This is a genomic window from Frondihabitans australicus, from assembly GCF_003634555.1.
GTDB lineage: Bacteria > Actinomycetota > Actinomycetes > Actinomycetales > Microbacteriaceae > Frondihabitans > Frondihabitans australicus.
The window spans coordinates 3,511,684-3,526,850 of sequence record NZ_RBKS01000001.1 but is presented as its reverse complement, the minus strand read 5'-3'; the positions used below and the strand labels follow the sequence as shown (position 1 = coordinate 3,526,850).

17 protein-coding genes are annotated in these 15,167 nt (G+C 69.6%); 10 read left to right on the top strand and 7 right to left on the bottom strand.

Annotated elements, in window-relative coordinates:
• Positions 1 to 12 precede the first annotated feature (12 nt).
• Positions 13 to 1,770: an MDR family MFS transporter gene (locus C8E83_RS16845; RefSeq protein WP_121371975.1), complete on the top strand. Its 1,758-nt coding sequence runs from the start codon at positions 13 to 15 to the stop codon at positions 1,768 to 1,770.
• Positions 1,771 to 2,005: 235 nt separating this feature from the next.
• On the top strand, positions 2,006 to 2,509 hold the full coding sequence (locus C8E83_RS16840; protein ID WP_121371251.1) for a flavin reductase family protein: 504 nt from the start codon (positions 2,006 to 2,008) through the stop codon (positions 2,507 to 2,509).
• 1 nt (position 2,510) lies between these two features.
• On the opposite strand, the gene C8E83_RS16835 is transcribed toward C8E83_RS16840, so the two are convergent.
• Complete coding sequence (locus C8E83_RS16835) at positions 2,511 to 3,365, bottom strand: DNA-methyltransferase (protein WP_121371250.1); 855 nt, start codon at positions 3,363 to 3,365, stop codon at positions 2,511 to 2,513.
• 101 nt (positions 3,366 to 3,466) lie between these two features.
• Between C8E83_RS16835 and C8E83_RS16830 the strand changes: the two genes are divergently transcribed.
• From C8E83_RS16830 to C8E83_RS20115, 4 genes are all read left to right on the top strand, one after another.
• Entirely contained in the window at positions 3,467 to 3,751 is a 285-nt protein-coding gene (locus tag C8E83_RS16830; protein WP_121371249.1) for a GNAT family N-acetyltransferase, read from the top strand.
• Positions 3,752 to 3,866: 115 nt separating this feature from the next.
• Positions 3,867 to 4,409: a hypothetical protein gene (locus tag C8E83_RS16825; RefSeq protein ID WP_121371248.1), complete on the top strand. Its 543-nt coding sequence runs from the start codon at positions 3,867 to 3,869 to the stop codon at positions 4,407 to 4,409.
• Between the two features lie 169 nt (positions 4,410 to 4,578).
• Complete coding sequence (locus tag C8E83_RS19645; protein ID WP_170159980.1) at positions 4,579 to 5,121, top strand: hypothetical protein; 543 nt, start codon at positions 4,579 to 4,581, stop codon at positions 5,119 to 5,121.
• Entirely contained in the window at positions 5,028 to 5,480 is a 453-nt protein-coding gene (locus tag C8E83_RS20115) for a DUF559 domain-containing protein (protein WP_121371247.1), read from the top strand. The genes C8E83_RS19645 and C8E83_RS20115 overlap by 94 nt, the downstream gene beginning before the upstream one ends.
• Positions 5,481 to 5,525: 45 nt before the next feature.
• Here C8E83_RS20115 and lplAB read toward each other — a convergent pair whose 3' ends face one another.
• The 3 genes from lplAB to C8E83_RS16805 are packed head-to-tail and all read right to left on the bottom strand — an operon-like array spanning position 5,526 to position 8,319.
• Entirely contained in the window at positions 5,526 to 6,575 is a 1,050-nt protein-coding gene (lplAB, locus tag C8E83_RS16815) for a lipoate-protein ligase LplAB (RefSeq protein WP_121371246.1), read from the bottom strand.
• 9 nt (positions 6,576 to 6,584) lie between these two features.
• Positions 6,585 to 7,520, bottom strand: coding sequence for an alpha/beta hydrolase (locus tag C8E83_RS16810; RefSeq protein ID WP_121371974.1), 936 nt, complete (start codon positions 7,518 to 7,520; stop codon positions 6,585 to 6,587).
• 46 nt (positions 7,521 to 7,566) lie between these two features.
• The gene (locus C8E83_RS16805; RefSeq protein ID WP_121371245.1) at positions 7,567 to 8,319 is read right to left on the bottom strand and encodes an SDR family NAD(P)-dependent oxidoreductase; all 753 of its coding nucleotides are present in this window, start codon (positions 8,317 to 8,319) and stop codon (positions 7,567 to 7,569) included.
• A gap of 127 nt (positions 8,320 to 8,446) precedes the next feature.
• On the opposite strand from C8E83_RS16805, the gene C8E83_RS16800 reads away from it, so the two are divergent.
• From C8E83_RS16800 to C8E83_RS16785, 4 genes are all read left to right on the top strand, one after another.
• On the top strand, positions 8,447 to 8,914 hold the full coding sequence (locus tag C8E83_RS16800; protein ID WP_121371244.1) for a MarR family winged helix-turn-helix transcriptional regulator: 468 nt from the start codon (positions 8,447 to 8,449) through the stop codon (positions 8,912 to 8,914).
• The gene (locus C8E83_RS16795) at positions 8,911 to 10,260 is read left to right on the top strand and encodes an MFS transporter (protein ID WP_121371243.1); all 1,350 of its coding nucleotides are present in this window, start codon (positions 8,911 to 8,913) and stop codon (positions 10,258 to 10,260) included. Before C8E83_RS16800 ends, C8E83_RS16795 begins: the two co-directional genes overlap by 4 nt.
• 102 nt (positions 10,261 to 10,362) lie before the next feature.
• Complete coding sequence (locus C8E83_RS16790; RefSeq protein WP_121371242.1) at positions 10,363 to 10,710, top strand: hypothetical protein; 348 nt, start codon at positions 10,363 to 10,365, stop codon at positions 10,708 to 10,710.
• Between the two features lie 43 nt (positions 10,711 to 10,753).
• A complete protein-coding gene (locus C8E83_RS16785) occupies positions 10,754 to 11,587 on the top strand; it encodes an endo alpha-1,4 polygalactosaminidase (RefSeq protein WP_245981772.1) in 834 nt (277 codons plus the stop codon).
• Positions 11,588 to 11,664: 77 nt separating this feature from the next.
• Here C8E83_RS16785 and C8E83_RS16780 read toward each other — a convergent pair whose 3' ends face one another.
• From C8E83_RS16780 to C8E83_RS16770, 3 genes are read right to left on the bottom strand one after another with little or no spacing between them, the layout of a single operon-like run.
• Positions 11,665 to 12,510 (bottom strand): transglutaminase family protein, encoded by an 846-nt coding sequence (locus tag C8E83_RS16780; RefSeq protein ID WP_121371241.1) that lies wholly within the window; start codon positions 12,508 to 12,510, stop codon positions 11,665 to 11,667.
• Positions 12,507 to 13,436: an alpha-E domain-containing protein gene (locus C8E83_RS16775; protein ID WP_121371240.1), complete on the bottom strand. Its 930-nt coding sequence runs from the start codon at positions 13,434 to 13,436 to the stop codon at positions 12,507 to 12,509. Before C8E83_RS16775 ends, C8E83_RS16780 begins: the two co-directional genes overlap by 4 nt.
• Positions 13,430 to 15,139, bottom strand: coding sequence for a circularly permuted type 2 ATP-grasp protein (locus C8E83_RS16770; RefSeq protein WP_121371239.1), 1,710 nt, complete (start codon positions 15,137 to 15,139; stop codon positions 13,430 to 13,432). Before C8E83_RS16770 ends, C8E83_RS16775 begins: the two co-directional genes overlap by 7 nt.
• Between the last annotated feature and the right edge of the window lie 28 nt (positions 15,140 to 15,167).

Here is a 15,167-nt window from a genome sequence, read left to right as displayed (position 1 = left end):
CAGCAGGGCCTGATGACCCACCGGCAGATCCTGTTCGTGATCTTCGGACTGATGGCGGGGATGTTCCTGTCGTCGCTCGACCAGACCATCGTCGGAACCGCGATCCGCACGATCGGCGACGACCTCCACGGCCTCGACCACCAGGCCTGGGTGACGACCGCGTACCTGATCTGCTCGACCATCGCGACGCCGATCTACGGCAAGCTCTCCGACCTGTTCGGCCGGCGGCCGCTGTTCCTCATCGCGATCGGCATCTTCCTGGTCGGCTCGCTCGCGGCGTCGTTCTCGACGTCGATGTACATGCTGGCGGCGTTCCGCGGTCTGCAGGGGCTCGGCGCCGGCGGCCTCATGGCTCTGCCGCTGACGATCATGGGCGACATCCTCGCTCCTCGTCAGCGCGCGAAGTACCAGGGCTACTTCCTCGCCGTGTTCGGCATCTCGAGCGTGATCGGCCCGCTGATCGGCGGGCTGTTCGCAGGAGCCGACCAGATCCTCTTCATCACCGGGTGGCGCTGGGTGTTCCTGCTCAACGTGCCGATTGGCGTGATCGCTCTCGTGATCGTGTCGCTGTTCCTCCACATCCCCGGGCAGCAGCGCAAGGCGAATGTCGTGATCGACTGGTTCGGCGCGGTGTTCGTGATCGTGGCGGCGGCTCCGCTGCTCCTGGTGGCCGAACAGGGCCGCACGTGGGGCTGGGCGAGCGCCGCGGCGTTCACCTGCTACATCATCGGCGGGCTCGCGATCATCGCGTTCATTGCCACCGAGCGCAGGATGGGCGACGCCGCCCTGATCCCCCTCAAGCTGTTCCGCAGCCGCACGTTCTCCATGGCCACCGTCCTCGGAGTGTTCGTCGGCTTCGGCATGTTTGGCGCCCTGCTGACCGTGCCGCTGTACCTCCAGCTGGTGAACGGGTCGACGCCGACGGAGTCGGGATTCCAGATGCTCCCGATGATCCTGGGCCTCATGATCTCGTCGATCGTCTCGGGCCAGATCATCTCGCGCACCGGCAAGTACAAGATGTTCCCGCCGATCGGCACCGGCTTCATGATCCTGGGCTTCGCCTGGTTCACGCAGCTCACCTACGACAAGCCGTGGTGGTACCTCTCGATCGGCATGGTGCTCGTCGGTCTGGGTCTCGGTCAGCTGATGCAGACGCTCACGCTCGCGTCGCAGAACTCGGTCGGGCCGCGCGACATCGGCGTGGCGACGTCGTCGTCGACGTTCTTCCGGCAGATCGGCGGAACCCTCGGCACCGCGGTGTTGTTCTCGGTGCTGTTCTCGCGTCTCGGCACGACGATCCCCGACGCCTTCAAAGACAAGACGCTCGCGGCGAACCAGGCGGCGGCGCTCAAAGACCCGTCGGTGCTCTCCGACCCGAACAACGCGACCCTGCTGGCCCTGCTCAAGAAGGCGTCGACGGGCGACTTCTCGGCGCTCGGCAACGCGCTGAACGGCGACACGTCGTTCCTCAACAAGGCGACCCTGGCTCTCAAGGCGCCGTTCCTCGACGGGTTCGCGAACGCCTGCGTCACGGTGTTCACCATCGCGCTCGCCGTCGTCGTGATCGCGTTCATCCTCAGCTTCTTCCTGCGGCCGGCCCCGCTCCGCACGCGCTCGGCTCTCGACGAGGCGGCGGCGCAGGATGCGAAGGACGCCGCAGCCGACACCATCTCGGCCGAAGAGGCAGCCCTCAAGGCGCAGGAGGCCGCCAACCGGATGGGCTCCCCGGTCGCGCCCGACACGGGGAGCATCCGCATCCCCGGTCGCTGACGAGCGCCGCCGAACGGCCTCGCGGGGTGGCGGAAAGCCCTCTCGCGTCGCGCCCGCGCCGGCGGTCGACACCGGCTTTACGAACTATGACGGGCGCAGGATCCGCGGAATCTCGGGCATCAGCGGCCCATACGCACGAATTGAACCATTCGATACACCTTTTTTGCATCGGCGTAATCTGAATTCAACAATCGAGTGCCACCATGGACGCACCACCCCGAAAGAGGACTCGATCATGGCTCTGACCCCGTACTCCCCCGACTCGCAGCTGCTCCGCACGACCTTCTCGTACTTCCCGTCCGGCGTCGTCGCGCTGGCCGCCGAGGTCGACGGCGAGCGCGAGGGCATGGTCGCGTCGTCGTTCACGGTGGGCGTCTCGATGGAGCCGCCGCTCGTCGCCTTCTCGGTGCAGAACACGTCCACGACCTGGCCCACGCTGAAGAAGGCCGACCGCATCGGCATCTCCGTGCTCGGTGAGACCCACGGCCAGACGGCACGCCAGATCGCGGCCAAGGACAAGTCGACGCGCTTCGAGAACCTCGAGCTCGAGACCAGCGACTCGGGCGCCCTGTTCGTGCACGGGTCGCCGGTGTGGCTCGAGACGAAGGCGTACGCCGAGTACCCGGCGGGCGACCACCAGATGATCCTGCTCGAGGTCACCGGCCTCTACACCGACGCGTCGCTCGAGCCCCTCGTCTTCCACGGAAGCGCTTTCAAGCAGCTGCTCAAGTCGGCCTAGGTCACGCCTTTTCGAACGACGCCCCGGGGAGACGCTGCCGCATGACAGCGATCGCCTCGGGGTTCTCGTCGACGAGGAGGTAGCGCCGGCCGAGGGCGGTCGCCACGGCGCCGGTGGTGCCTGATCCTGCGAAGAAATCGAGCACCCAGTCGCCCTCGCGACTCGAGGCCTGCACGATGCGCCGCAGCACGCCCTCGGGCTTCTGCGTGGGGTAGCCGGTCTTCTCGCGACCGGTCGGCGACACGATGGTGTGCCACCAGACGTCGGTCGGCAGCTTGCCGCGCGCGGCCTTCTCGGGGGTGACGAGGCCCGGCGCCATGTAGGGCTCGCGGTCGACCGCCGACGAGTCGAAGTGATACGACGCGGCGTTCTTCACGTACACCAGGATCGTGTCGTGCTTCGTCGGCCAGTGCCGCTGGCTCTTCGCGCCGTAGTCGTACGCCCAGATGATCTCGTTGAGGAAGCTCGCGCGGCCGAAGAGCGCGTCGAGCAGCACCTTCGCGTAGTGCGCCTCGCGGTAGTCGAGGTGCAGGTAGAGCGTGCCGTCGTCGGCGAGCAGCCGCCAGGCCTCGGCGAGACGAGGCTCGAGGAACGACCAGTAGTCGTCGAACCGGTCGTCGTACTTCATGAGGTCGCCGCGGATCCGCTCGTACTGCACGCCCTTGAAGCCGGCGACGGCGCCGGCCCGCGTGCCCCGCACCGAGTGCGTCTCGTGACGCGTCTGGCTGCGGCCGGTATTGAACGGCGGGTCGAGGTAGATGACCGTGAACGCCTCGTCGGGCAGCGTCTGCAGCACGTCGAGGTTGTCGCCGTGGACCACCGTGTCGGCTGACGCAGGAGTCCAGGAGACGGGCATCCTCCTATTCTGCCGGGTTCCGGCGGGCCTCCCGGCGTCCCGCGCCCGTCGTGACGTCGCTCCCGGCGTCCTCCGACCCGGCGCGGGGTAGCCTGCCTGACATGTCCGTCGAAGTGCACAATGACGAAGCCCAGAACCAGTACACGATCACGGCCGACGGCGAGCCCGTCGGCTTCGCCGTCTACCAGGTCTCGGGCGGCGAGATCGCCTTCACCCACACCGAGGTGAATCCGAAAGAGCAGGGCAAGGGCTACGCCTCGCAGCTCGTGCGCTACGCCCTCGACGACGTCAAGGCGTCCGGGACCCTCCGCGTGGTGCCGGCGTGCTCGTACGTCGCCACCTGGGTGCAGAACCACCCCGAGTACCAAGAGCTCACGCGTCGCTGACGGCGCCGGCTTGTAGCCGATCCGGGCGCAGGACCCGGGGAACGGCGTGCCCCCCGATCGTGGAGCCCCCCAACGTGGACTTACGGCGACTTGGCGCTTCCTGGACGATTGTTGAGTGACCTTCGCCGACCTCCTCGCGCGCTTCGATGCGCTCCTCGACTCGTTCGACCCGGACGCCCGGGCGTTCGTGTCGCCGGTGTTCCGCCAGCGCCTGAACGCGCTTCCGTCGGCGGAGGCGGAGCTCCTGCTCGCTGAGATCGTGGAGGCGGCCGAGGCCGCGGGGGCCGACCCGTTCGAGCGCCTGCGTGCCCTCAGCCGCGCGCCGTTCCGGGCGACCACTCCGGAGGCGGCCACGCACACCATCGCCGAGCTCATCGACGCCAGCGAGCGCCACGCGATCGTCGGCGCGGTCGAGGGCGTCATCACGAACACCTGGCGCACCCGCGGATACACCGAGTACCGCGTCAGCGACGGCGAGGCGACTCTCGTGATCGGCGTGCACGGTCGTGCGCCCGGCGAGACGCCGCAGGGCCAGCGGATCATCGCGACCGTCAAGCTTCCCCGGGGCGCCAGCGCCATCACCGAGCCCATCGACCCCGCCAAGCCGAGCGTGCTCGGCGCCGTCGCCGCCCAGGTGATCGGCTTCCGTCCCCTCTAGCCTGCGCGCTCTGCCCCTCCCCCCGCCCCCGTCCGCTGACCGTCCACAAACGGCGGAAATCTCGACCATTTTCCGCCATCTGTGGACGCTCGTCGGGTTGGGAGCGGGAGCTGTCCACAGATTGGGCGGAGGGGCCATCGACCAGGCCTCGTTCGGCCAGGCTCGACGCATGAGAAGCCAGCCGTTGCCCGTCTCCGCGCCCGCCTTCCGAGTCGCACACGCCCGCCTCGCGGGAGCCACGCAGTGGCGACTCCGCTCGCAGGACCTCCAGGCGCCGCACCACGGCATGCGCTCGCGCGAGCCACCGAAGACCCACGCCGACCTCTGCCTCGACTATGCGCCGGCGCTGCTGCCGGGTCAGGCCTTCAGCCACGCCACGGCCGCACGATTGTGGGGACTGCCTCTGCCACCGGGGCATCCCGAGACGCCACTGCATGTCTCTGCCGTGGACGGCCGAGAGCCGCGGCGTCCCGGAATAGTAGGTCACCGGCTGGTACAGGCGACCATCTTCACGGTGCAAGGCCTGCCCGTCGTGTCACCGATCGAGGCCTGGTGCCAGTGCGGTGAGACCTTGTCACTCGATGCTCTGGTCGCCCTGGCCGACGCACTCATGGGACGGTGGTCGAAGCTGGCTCAGGCAAGGCTGCTGCCCGAGTCCGCGCTCGTCGACGCGCTCGCGAGCAGGGCGGCAGACGCGGCATCACAGCACTGAGGCAAGCCCTGGGCCTCGCCCGGCCCGGGGTCCGCTCACCCCAGGAGACCGCACTGAGGCTCCTCCTGCTCAGGAGGGGGCTTCCCGAGCCCGAGGTGAACGGCATCGTCCGCGACGATCGAGGGCGAAGGTTGGGCGAGTCCGATCTGATCTGGCGTGCTGTTCGAGTGGTCGTCGAGTACGAGGGCGACCAGCACCGCACCGATCCTGCGCAGTTCGCGAAAGACATCCGCCGTCGCGAGGATTACGCCGAAGCAGGCTGGCGTGTCATCCGGGTCACGAAGTCCGATCTGCACGACCATGCCGATCTTCTCGTCCGGCGCGTAGCCGGAGCATTGGCCGGTGCCCCCTGGCGATGAGGGCTCAGGATCGCGGAACGTCTGCCCTAGTCCTCGGGCGACGGGCTAGGGGACGCGCGCCAGCCAGGCGGGCGTGGCGAACTTCGACTCGACGAGGGCGGAGGCGGCGGCGAGCTCGGACTCGGTGACGTGACCGGTACTCGCGCCGTACAGGCCGGTGAACGTCTGCTTGAGGCGCTCGATGATCTCGGCGCGCGGAAGGCCCGTCTGCGAGCGGAGCGGATCGACGCGCTTCGCCGCCGAGGTGGTGCCCTTGTCGCTCATCTTCTCGCGCCCGATCCTGAGCACCTGGACCATCCTGTCGCCGTCCATGTCGTAGCTCATGGTCGCGTGATGGAGGAGCGCGCCGTTGCCGAGCCGCTTCTGCGCGGCCCCGCCGATCTTGCCCTTGGCGCTCGTGATGTCGTTGAGCGGCTGGTAGAACGCGTCGATGCCCATCGACTTCAGGCCGGTGATCACCCACTCGTCGAGGTAGGCGTAGCTGTCGGCGAAGCTCATGCCCTGCACGAGGTCGCCCGGCGCGTAGAGCGAGTAGGTGACGACGCTGCCGGCGTCCATGAACATCGCGCCGCCGCCGGAGATGCGGCGGACGACCTCGAAGCCGTACTTCTCGGCGTTCTCGGGGTCGACCTCGTTCTTGAGGCTCTGGAAGCTGCCGATGACGACGGCCGGCTGGTCCCACTCCCAGAAACGCAGGGTGGGCCCGCGGCGTCCCGCCCCGACCTCCTCCGTGAGCACCTGGTCGAGGGCGAGGTGCATGTTGGGCGAGACCGGGCCGTCGTGCACGATCTGCCAGTCGTAGTCGCGCCAGTCGGTGGCACGGCTGAGCGAGCGCCGGATCGCCACGGCGATCGCCTCCGGCGTGACGCCGAGCATCTGCGTGCCCTCGGGCAGACCCGAGCGGATCGCGGCCGCCAGATCGGTCGAGTCCGCCGCGGCGTCGAGTCCGTTGACGGCCCGGTCGATCGCCTCCAGCGCGTCGTCCGGCTCGAGGAAGAAGTCGCCCGCGAGATGGAACGAGGCGATCCGGCCGTCCTCGACGTCGAGGTCGACGACGACCAGCTTTCCCCCGGGGACCTTGTACTCACCGTGCATGACGCCAGCCTATTCCGCGGGCGCGGACGGGTCTTCGGCGGCGGGGCCGGCGGCGGGGTCGGCCGCAGGGTCTGTGCCGACGGCGAAGCGGTCGTCCAGCCAGGCGATCAGATCCTGCGTCACCTCCGCCCGGTTCGTCTCGTTGAACACCTCGTGGCGCGCGCCGTCGTAGACGATCAGCTCGACGTCGGTCAGGTGGCTCCGGTTCAGGTAGGCGTGGGCGAGCCTCTCGGCGCTCTTGGCCCCGCCGAGCGGATCGTCGTCGCCGACCATGATCAGCACGGGCAGGTCGCGGGCGAGATCTCGACCGGGGCGGCCGTACAACCGCAGCGAGTCGCGGAGCCCGAAGAGCTTCAGCACACTCGCCTCGACGGCCAGCGGGTCGACCGACATCGCCTGCGCGACGGCGGGGTCGCGGCTGAGCCACTCGAACCCGGTCGTGCCCAGGTGCGCGTGGCGCTTGTTGAGGTCGCCGCCGTTCATCGAGCCGGGCGTCCGGTAGGCGGTCCCGGTAAGGACGAGCCCGTCGTACGACGACGCGTGCTCGTTGGCGATGTTCTGGGCCATGAGCGACCCCCACGAGTGGCCGAGCAGGACGACGGGCGTCTCGTCGTGCTCGGAGCGGATGATCCCGGTCAGCTGGCGCAGTGCATCCTGCGTCGCCCTCAGCCCGCCCGGGCCGAGGTGGCCGAGCCGGCCGGAGCCCTCACCCCACTGGGCGATGCCCGTCGCCCCGTGGCCGCGGTGATCGTCGGCGTAGACCGTGTAGCCGGCGCGCACGAGGTTCTCGGCGAGCTCGGTGTAGCGCAGCGCGTACTCGCCGACGCCGTGGGCCAGCTGCACCACGCCGCGGGGCGACGGCGCAGCCCAGACGTAGTACGTGATCTCGACGCCGAACGCGTCGACGTAGGTGCGGTCGGTGCGGGCGACGTCTGCGAGGGCCATGGTGCGAGTCTGCACCACGACCCCGCAGGGCGCAGGAGCCGGTGGCTCAGTGAGCCGAGTAGCCCCCGTCGACGAGGTGGTACGACCCCGTGATGAACGAGGCGTCGTCGCTGAGGAGGAAGAGCGTGAGAGCCGCGACCTCCCTGTCGGTGCCGAGGCGCTTCGAGGCGTGCTCGGCCTCGAGCCCGGCGAGCTGCTCGGGCGACAGGGCGGCGCGCACGGCCGGAGTGTCGATGAAGCCGGGACCGACCGCGTTCGTGCGGACGCCCTGGGCCGTGTACTCGAGGGCCGCGACCTTCGTCAGGCCGATGAGCGCGTGCTTCGACGCGACGTAGGCGGCGTTCTGCGCGATGCCGACCGAGCCGAGCACCGACGCCATGTTGACGATCGCGCCGCCGCCGGCCGCGACGATCGCGGGCAGCTCGTACTTCAGGCCGTAGAAGACGCCGCTCAGGTCGACGCCGACGACGCGATCCCAGGCGGCGATGTCGTAGTCGCCGATGTTGTGGGCCGGGGCGCCGATGCCGGCGTTGTTGACGGCGAGGTGCAGAGCGCCGTAGGTCTCCTGGGCGAACTTCACGGTCGCCTCGTTGTCCTCGGGCTTGGCGGTGTTGGCCGAGAACGCGGTGGCCGTGCCGCCGGCGGCGGTGATCTCGTCGACGACGCGCTGCGCCGCCTCGAGCTTGAGGTCGGCGACGACGACCGAGGCGCCCTCCTCGGCCAGGGCCTTCGAGATGCCCTCGCCGATGCCGGAGCCGCCACCGGTGACGATCGCGACCTTGCCTTCGAACCTGCTCATGTCTTCCTTCGTTCTGGTGCTGGTGAAATCCGCGCGTGCCGTCACGTTTGACGACAACCGTCGTTTATCGTACGCCTTTCGGGATCGCTATGTAGTTAGCCAAACTAATTTGTTAGACTAAGCACCGATGTCAGACCTCACTCCCCTGCCCACGACCACCGGTGCCATCCGCACCGTTCCGCACGCGCAGCTCGCCACCGACGTGCGACAGGGGGTGCTGCGCCTCTCGCGCCGACTCCGGCAGCAGAAGGCCGACACGCACGTCAGCGACGCCCAGGGCGCGGCCCTCGGCTACATCGTCGCCAACGAGCCCCTGAGCATCGGCGAGCTGAGCGAGCACGAGGGCGTGACTCCTCCCTCGATGAACCGCACGGTCAACGCGCTCGTCGAGCTCGGCCTCGTCGAGCGCGGCACCGACGACGCCGACAGGCGAAAGGTCGTCCTCCGCGCCACGCAGGCGGGCGCCTCGTTCATCCTCGAGACCCGCCGTCGGCGCGATGAGTGGCTGGTGCCGCGATTGGCGAAGCTCACGCCCGACGAGCGGAAGACGCTCGCCGACGCCACGCGCATCCTGCGAGAGCTGGCCCGCTCGTGAGCGCCATGTTCTCGAGCCTCAGGGTCTTCAACTACCGCCTGTGGTTCGGCGGCGCCCTGGTGTCGAACACGGGCACGTGGATGCAGGCGACCGCCCAGGACTGGCTCGTGCTGACGCACCTGACGAACCACAACGCCACGGCGCTCGGCGTGACGATGGCGCTGCAGTTCCTGCCCCCGATCCTGATGATCCCCATCACCGGTCTCATCGCAGAGCGCTACGACCGGCGCAGGATGCTCATGGTCACCCAGGCGTCGATGGGCGCCCTCGGCCTCGCACTGGGCCTGCTCGTGGTGACCGACGTCGTCCAGCTGTGGATGGTGTGGGCGTTCGCTCTCGTCATGGGCATCGTCCAGGCGGTCGACGCTCCCATCCGCCAGAGCTTCGTCTCGGAGCTCGTGCCGCCGAAGAAGCTAACGAACGCCGTCTCGCTCAACTCGGCGTCGTTCAACGGCGCCCGGCTCATCGGCCCGGCCGTCGCCGGCGTGCTGATCGCGGCCGTGGGCACGGGGCCCGTCTTCCTCATCAACGCCGCGTCGTTCCTGGCGGTCCTGGCGTCGCTGAGGTTCATCCGGGTCTGCGAGCTCGAGTTCAAGCCGCGCGTCGTCCGGGCCAAGGGCCAGATCCGCGAGGGGTTCGGCTACGTCCGCAGTCGTCCCGACCTCATCGTGGTCTTCATCATGATCTTCATCATCGGCACGTTCGGCATGAACTTCCCGATCTTCACCTCGACCATGGCGACGGGGGCGTTCCACGTCGGGTCGGACGGCTTCGGCCTGCTGACCAGCGCCGTGGCCGTCGGCTCGCTCACCGGCGCCCTGCTCTCGGCTCGGCGCGAGAGGCCGCGCATGCGGATCCTCGTGATGGCGTCGATCTCGTTCGGCGTCACCTGCACGGTCGCGGCCCTCATGCCGACGTACTGGAGCTTCGCGGCGGTGCTCGTCACCGTGGGCCTCTCGTCGATCACGCTCATGACGACGGCCAACGGCACCGTGCAGCTCGGCGCAGCGCCCGAGATGCGCGGCCGGGTCATGGCCCTCTACATGGCGATCTTCACCGGCGGCACGCCGATCGGCGCTCCGATCGTGGGCTGGGTGGCGAACACGTTCGGGCCCCGCGAGGCCATCGGGGTCGGCGCTGCCGCCGGCTTCGTGGCCGCGGGAGTCGCCCTCACCTGGCTGGTGCGCAGCCAGCACCTGCGCGTGCGGCACAACGTGGGCCACGGGCTCAGCTTCCGCGTGCGGCACGACGGCGACGGGATGCCCGCGACGGAGGCGATCCTGGTCCAGCGCGAGGAGGCCGCGGCCGCGCGGCTCCAGACCGAGGAGTCGCTCGCGCGGCAGTAGGCGCCGACAGGGCTCGGGGGGTTCCCTCCGAGGGCGCAACGGGCTAGATTCACGGCACGAGATCGCCTCACCACGCGATCGACCGTCGCGAGGGAGCGGCACATGAGCCGAGGGATCATCAGCGCCAGCATCGCCGCCGTGTGCGCGGCGGGCGGAGCCGTGCTCACCGTCAGGAGCTACGAGCACCTCGTCGCCGACGGAGCGATCGGCAGCTCGGGCCTCACCGGGCGGCAGCTCGACTTCACCGTCGCGGGGCTGCTCCTCGTGGGCGTCGCCCTGCTCATCGCCGGGGTGATCGTCGCGATCGCGGCCCTCGCCCAGGTCGTCTTCGATCGGCAGGATGCGCGGGACGCCGCCCTCGCCGATCGCGCCGACCGCCGCTCCCGCCTCACGACCCCCCTCCCGCCCGCCGTGGCCGACACGCACCCGCACCGCCGCGTGGCGCACTGACGCGGGGCCGCGGCGCGGCCTGGGCGTCGAGTACCGTACGAGGGTGAAAGCCGCGTCCCGGATCCTGCTCGCCCTGACCATCGCGTCGGGCCTGATGATGGCGGGCGCAGGATGCAGCTACAGCGCCGGGTCGCCGCAGGGCGACTCCGAGCACGTCGACAGAGTGCTGCCGCCGACCACGGGCGCCGCCGACTACCAGCTCGGCGGTGCCTACACGCCGCCGAAGGGCGTCACCGTGGTGACCCGCGATTCGACGTCCAAGCCCGCGAAGGGCGTCTACTCGATCTGCTACGTGAACGGGTTCCAGACGCAGCCCGACGTGAAGTGGCCGAGCGATCTGATCCTGCACGCGGCCTCGGGTGCGCCGCTGGTCGACCCGGGCTGGCCCGACGAGCACATCATCGACATCTCGACGGCCGCCAAGCGGACCGCCGCAGCGAAGATCATCGCCAAGTCGACCGACCTCTGCGCGCGGAAGGGCTTCAGTGCCGTCGAGTTCGACAACCTGGACTCGTACACGCGGTCGAAGAAGCAGCTGACCCTCGACGACGCGATCGCGTTCGCGAAGCTGCTCGTGGCGGAGGCGCACGACCGCGACCTCGCCGCGGGGCAGAAGAACACCGACCAGCTCGGGTCGCGCGGCAAGACGCAGATCGGCTACGACTTCGCGGTGTCGGAGGAGTGCGATACGTTCGACGAGTGCGACCAGTACACGAGGGTCTACGGGAAGCACGTGATCGACATCGAGTACACCGACGACCTCCGGGGCACGTTCGCGCAGGTCTGCGCCCGGAAGCACACGCCGCCGATGACCGAGCTGCGCGACCGCGACCTCACGACGCCGGGTTCGAAGGACTACGTCTACCGAAGCTGCTGAGTAGCCACGATCTGCTGATGTCGAGCCGGCGACATCAGCAGATCGCGGACTCTCGCGGCTGACTGCGAAGTCCAGGGTCACGCCTCGCGGGTGATCTCCACCGTGACGAAGAGCTTCGACGTACGGCTCCCGCCGTACACCCCGCGCAGCGGCGGCACGTCGTTGTAGTCGCGCCCGTGGCCGACGACCACGTGCCGCTCGCCGATGTCGATGAGGTTCGTCGGGTCGAAGCCGGTCCACGACCCGCAGAAGAACTCGACCCAGGCGTGCGACTCGCCGACGATCGTCTCACGGAGCTCCGCGTCGGGCTTCGGATGCAGATACCCCGACACGTACCGGGCCGGGATCCCCACGCTGCGCAGCGCACCGAGCGTGATGTGCGCGATGTCCTGACAGACCCCCGCGCCGGCCTTCCAGGCGTCGGCCGCCGTCGACTTCACGTTGGTCACGCCGCGCAGGTACCGGACGCGGTCGCCGATCTCCTCGTTGATCCGCAGGGCCGCCTCGCACGGGGTCGTCGTCGAGGCGACGGCGCGCTCGGCGAGGTGCACGACCTCCGCCGGCGGCTGGGTGAGCGGCGTCTGGTCGAGCTGTTCGACGAACTCGGAGCGCCTCGCGGCGAGGTCGTGCAGCTGGTCCCACGACACGTCGTGGGAGGGGTGGGACGAGCCGCGCACCTCGATCAGCGACGTCGCCGTGAGCGAGAGCTGCTGGTGCGGCTGCAGCACCTCGAACGACGACACCCTCGTGCCCCAGTAGTCGAGGTACTCGTGGGCGCCCGAGTTCGGCTCGATCCGGAGGTTCGACGAGAGCACGAACTGGCTCTCGGTCGATGCGGGCAGCATGCGGGCCTCGTTGTAGGAGGCCTTCGCCTCGCCGTCGTACTGAAAGCCGGTGACGTGTCGGATCCTGAGCCTGCTCACGACCTCTCACCGACCCAGGTCGGCGCGGCGCTGGTCGGGAAGTAGCGCTGGCGGATCGCCTCGGACGCGGCGGACGTAGCCGACTGCACGGCGTCCATGTGCGTGGGCAGGTCGTCGAGGATCTCGGCGATCGGCTTGTACTCGAGCTCGGAGCGCATCTGGCCCAGGATACGGACGCCCGCGTCGCTCGACGCCGTCCGCGCCGTGTTCGGGTCGACCTCGCGCAGGCACGACTCGGCCCGCGAGATCGCGAAGAGCACGCTGCGCGGGAACAGCCGGTCGAGCAGCAGGAACTCGGCGGCGTTCCGGGCGCTCGGCACCCCGCGGTAGGTGCGCAGGTAGGCCTCGTACGCGCCGACGGAGCGCAGGATCGTGGTCCACGACGGCCCGGACGCCTCGGTCAGAGTCCTCGTGGCCAGCAGCCTCGCGGTCATGTCGGCGCGCTCGATCGAGCGACCCAGGGTGAAGAACTGCCACACCTCGTCGCGACTGGTCGCCGACTCGATGATCCCCACGGCGAGCGCGGACCGCTCGCGGACCCAGGCGAAGAACTCGTGCACCTTCTCGCTCGACACCTTGCGCGGCATCCGTGCGCGGGTGGTGTTGAGGCACTCCCACAGCTCGGTCGAGACGATCTCGCGGGCGCGTCGGGCGTTCTCGCGGGCGGCGCCGAGCGAGTAAGCGATCGACGCCGGGTTGTGCCGGTCGACGGCGAGCATCGAGAGCACGTCGGTGCGGGTGATCTCGACGTCGGCGGGCGCGTCGGAGCCCATGACGCTGAGGAGGCTGCGGCAGGCGGCGTCCTCCTCGATCCAGGGGTCCTCCAGCAGCAGCTGCAGGTGGACGTCCAGGATGCGGGCGGTCCCGTCGGCGCGCTCGATGTACCGGCCGATCCAGAACAGGCTCTCGGCGATCCGGCTCAGCATGATTTCCTCTCCGGGGCCTCGTGGGCCCTGCAGTGCTGTTGTTGCTGTTGTTCGTCCTGGCTGACGTTGTGCGGGCCAGGTATTTGCGCCTGCTGCTGCTGGGACTGCTGGTCGCGCTTGGGGTCGTCCTGGGGCGAGTGGTCGGGCACGTGGTCGGCCGCGACGATCGGGATCGACGCGGTCGGCGCCGCCTGCGACGTGACGAGCGAGCTGACGCTCTGGCCCTGCGACCAGGTGCCGGCGTCGACTCCGACCACCCAGGTGTCCTTCGACCCGCCGCCCTGGCTGGAGTTCACGACGAGCTGCCCCTCCGGCAGCGCCACCCGGGTGAGCCCGCCGGGCAGCACCCAGATGTCGTCGCCGTCGTTGACCGCGAAAGGCCGGAGGTCGGCGTGGCGAGGGCGGAGGCCGTCGTCGACGAGCGTGGGGATGGTCGACAGCTGCACGACCGGCTGCGCGATCCAGCCGCGCGGGTCCTTGAGCAGGCGGGCGCGCAGCTCGTCGAGCTCCTTCGCGCTGGCGGCCGGCCCGACCACGAGGCCCTTGCCGCCGGAGCCGTCGACCGGCTTCACGACGAGCTCGTCGAGCCGGTCGAGCACCTCCTCGAGGGCGCCCGGGTCTTCGAGCCGCCAGGTGTCGACGTTCGGCAGCACCGCGTCCTCGCCGAGGTAGTACCGGATCAGGTCGGGCAAGTACGTGTAGACGAGCTTGTCGTCGGCGACGCCGTTGCCCACCGCGTTCGCGATCGTGACGGTGCCGAGCCGTGCCGCCATGAGCAGGCCCGGCGAACCGAGCACCGAGTCGGCCCGGAACGACAGCGGGTCGAGGAACTCGTCGTCGACGCGGCGGTAGATGACGTCGACGCGCTGCGGGCCGGCTGTCGTGCGCATCCAGACCCGGCCGCCGGAGCAGTACAGGTCGCGGCCCTCGACGAGCTCCACGCCCATGAGGCGGGCGAGCAGCGTGTGCTCGTAGTACGCCGAGTTGAACACGCCCGGCGTGAGCACGACGACCGTCGGATCCTCCACGCCGACCGGGGCGCTGCGACGAAGGGCGTGCAGGAGCCGGTTCGGATAGTCGCCGACCGGCCTCACGCGCATCGAGACGAAGAGCTCGGGCAACGTCTGTGCCATCACCCGCCGGTTGGAGATCACGTAGCTGACCCCGGAGGGGACTCGCACGTTGTCCTCGAGCACGCGCCAGGCTCCGGCCTCGTCTCGGATGAGGTCGATGCCCGAGACCTGGATCCGGACGCCGTTCGCCGGCTCGATGCCCGCCGCCTGCCGATGGAAGTGGTGCGACGACGTGATGAGGCTCGCCGGGATGACGCCGTCGGCCACGCAGCGCTGCGGGCCGTAGATGTCGGCGAGAAAGGCCTCGAGGGCGCGGACGCGCTGTTTCACACCCTTCTCGACGTCCTGCCACTCGGCCTGCTCGATGACCCGAGGCACGGCGTCGAGCGGGAACGGGCGCTCCTCGCCGGCGAAGTCGAACGTGACGCCCTGAGCGAGGTACGAGTCGGCGAGCGCCGCGGTGCGCCCCCGCAGTTCGTCCTGGGTCATGCTGTCGAGCGCCGAGTGGATCTCCCGGTACATGCTGCGGGGCGAGCCGGGACCCTGGAACATCTCGTCCCATGCCCCCGAACCACCCGGCCGGATCGTGCGGCTCGCGGAGCCGGCGTATCCGTCGAAGAGGTCTCCCATGTGATGAACCTAGGGCCGGAGCGTTGCG

What these genes read in the sequence shown, in the direction of transcription:
- C8E83_RS16810 (WP_121371974.1), bottom strand. Translation starts at nt 7,520, where the DNA reads ATGGCCCTCGCAGACGTCGCCCGCACCGACCGCACCTACGTCGACGCG.
- C8E83_RS19645 (WP_170159980.1), top strand. Translation starts at nt 4,579, where the DNA reads ATGAGAAGCCAGCCGTTGCCCGTCTCCGCGCCCGCCTTCCGAGTCGCA.
- C8E83_RS16790 (WP_121371242.1), top strand. Translation starts at nt 10,363, where the DNA reads ATGAGCCGAGGGATCATCAGCGCCAGCATCGCCGCCGTGTGCGCGGCG.
- C8E83_RS16800 (WP_121371244.1), top strand. Translation starts at nt 8,447, where the DNA reads ATGTCAGACCTCACTCCCCTGCCCACGACCACCGGTGCCATCCGCACC.
- C8E83_RS16835 (WP_121371250.1), bottom strand. Translation starts at nt 3,365, where the DNA reads ATGCCCGTCTCCTGGACTCCTGCGTCAGCCGACACGGTGGTCCACGGC.
- C8E83_RS16840 (WP_121371251.1), top strand. Translation starts at nt 2,006, where the DNA reads ATGGCTCTGACCCCGTACTCCCCCGACTCGCAGCTGCTCCGCACGACC.
- lplAB (WP_121371246.1), bottom strand. Translation starts at nt 6,575, where the DNA reads ATGCACGGTGAGTACAAGGTCCCCGGGGGAAAGCTGGTCGTCGTCGAC.
- C8E83_RS16775 (WP_121371240.1), bottom strand. Translation starts at nt 13,436, where the DNA reads ATGCTGAGCCGGATCGCCGAGAGCCTGTTCTGGATCGGCCGGTACATC.
- C8E83_RS16805 (WP_121371245.1), bottom strand. Translation starts at nt 8,319, where the DNA reads ATGAGCAGGTTCGAAGGCAAGGTCGCGATCGTCACCGGTGGCGGCTCC.
- C8E83_RS16830 (WP_121371249.1), top strand. Translation starts at nt 3,467, where the DNA reads ATGTCCGTCGAAGTGCACAATGACGAAGCCCAGAACCAGTACACGATC.
- C8E83_RS16770 (WP_121371239.1), bottom strand. Translation starts at nt 15,139, where the DNA reads ATGGGAGACCTCTTCGACGGATACGCCGGCTCCGCGAGCCGCACGATC.
- C8E83_RS16845 (WP_121371975.1), top strand. Translation starts at nt 13, where the DNA reads ATGACCCACCGGCAGATCCTGTTCGTGATCTTCGGACTGATGGCGGGG.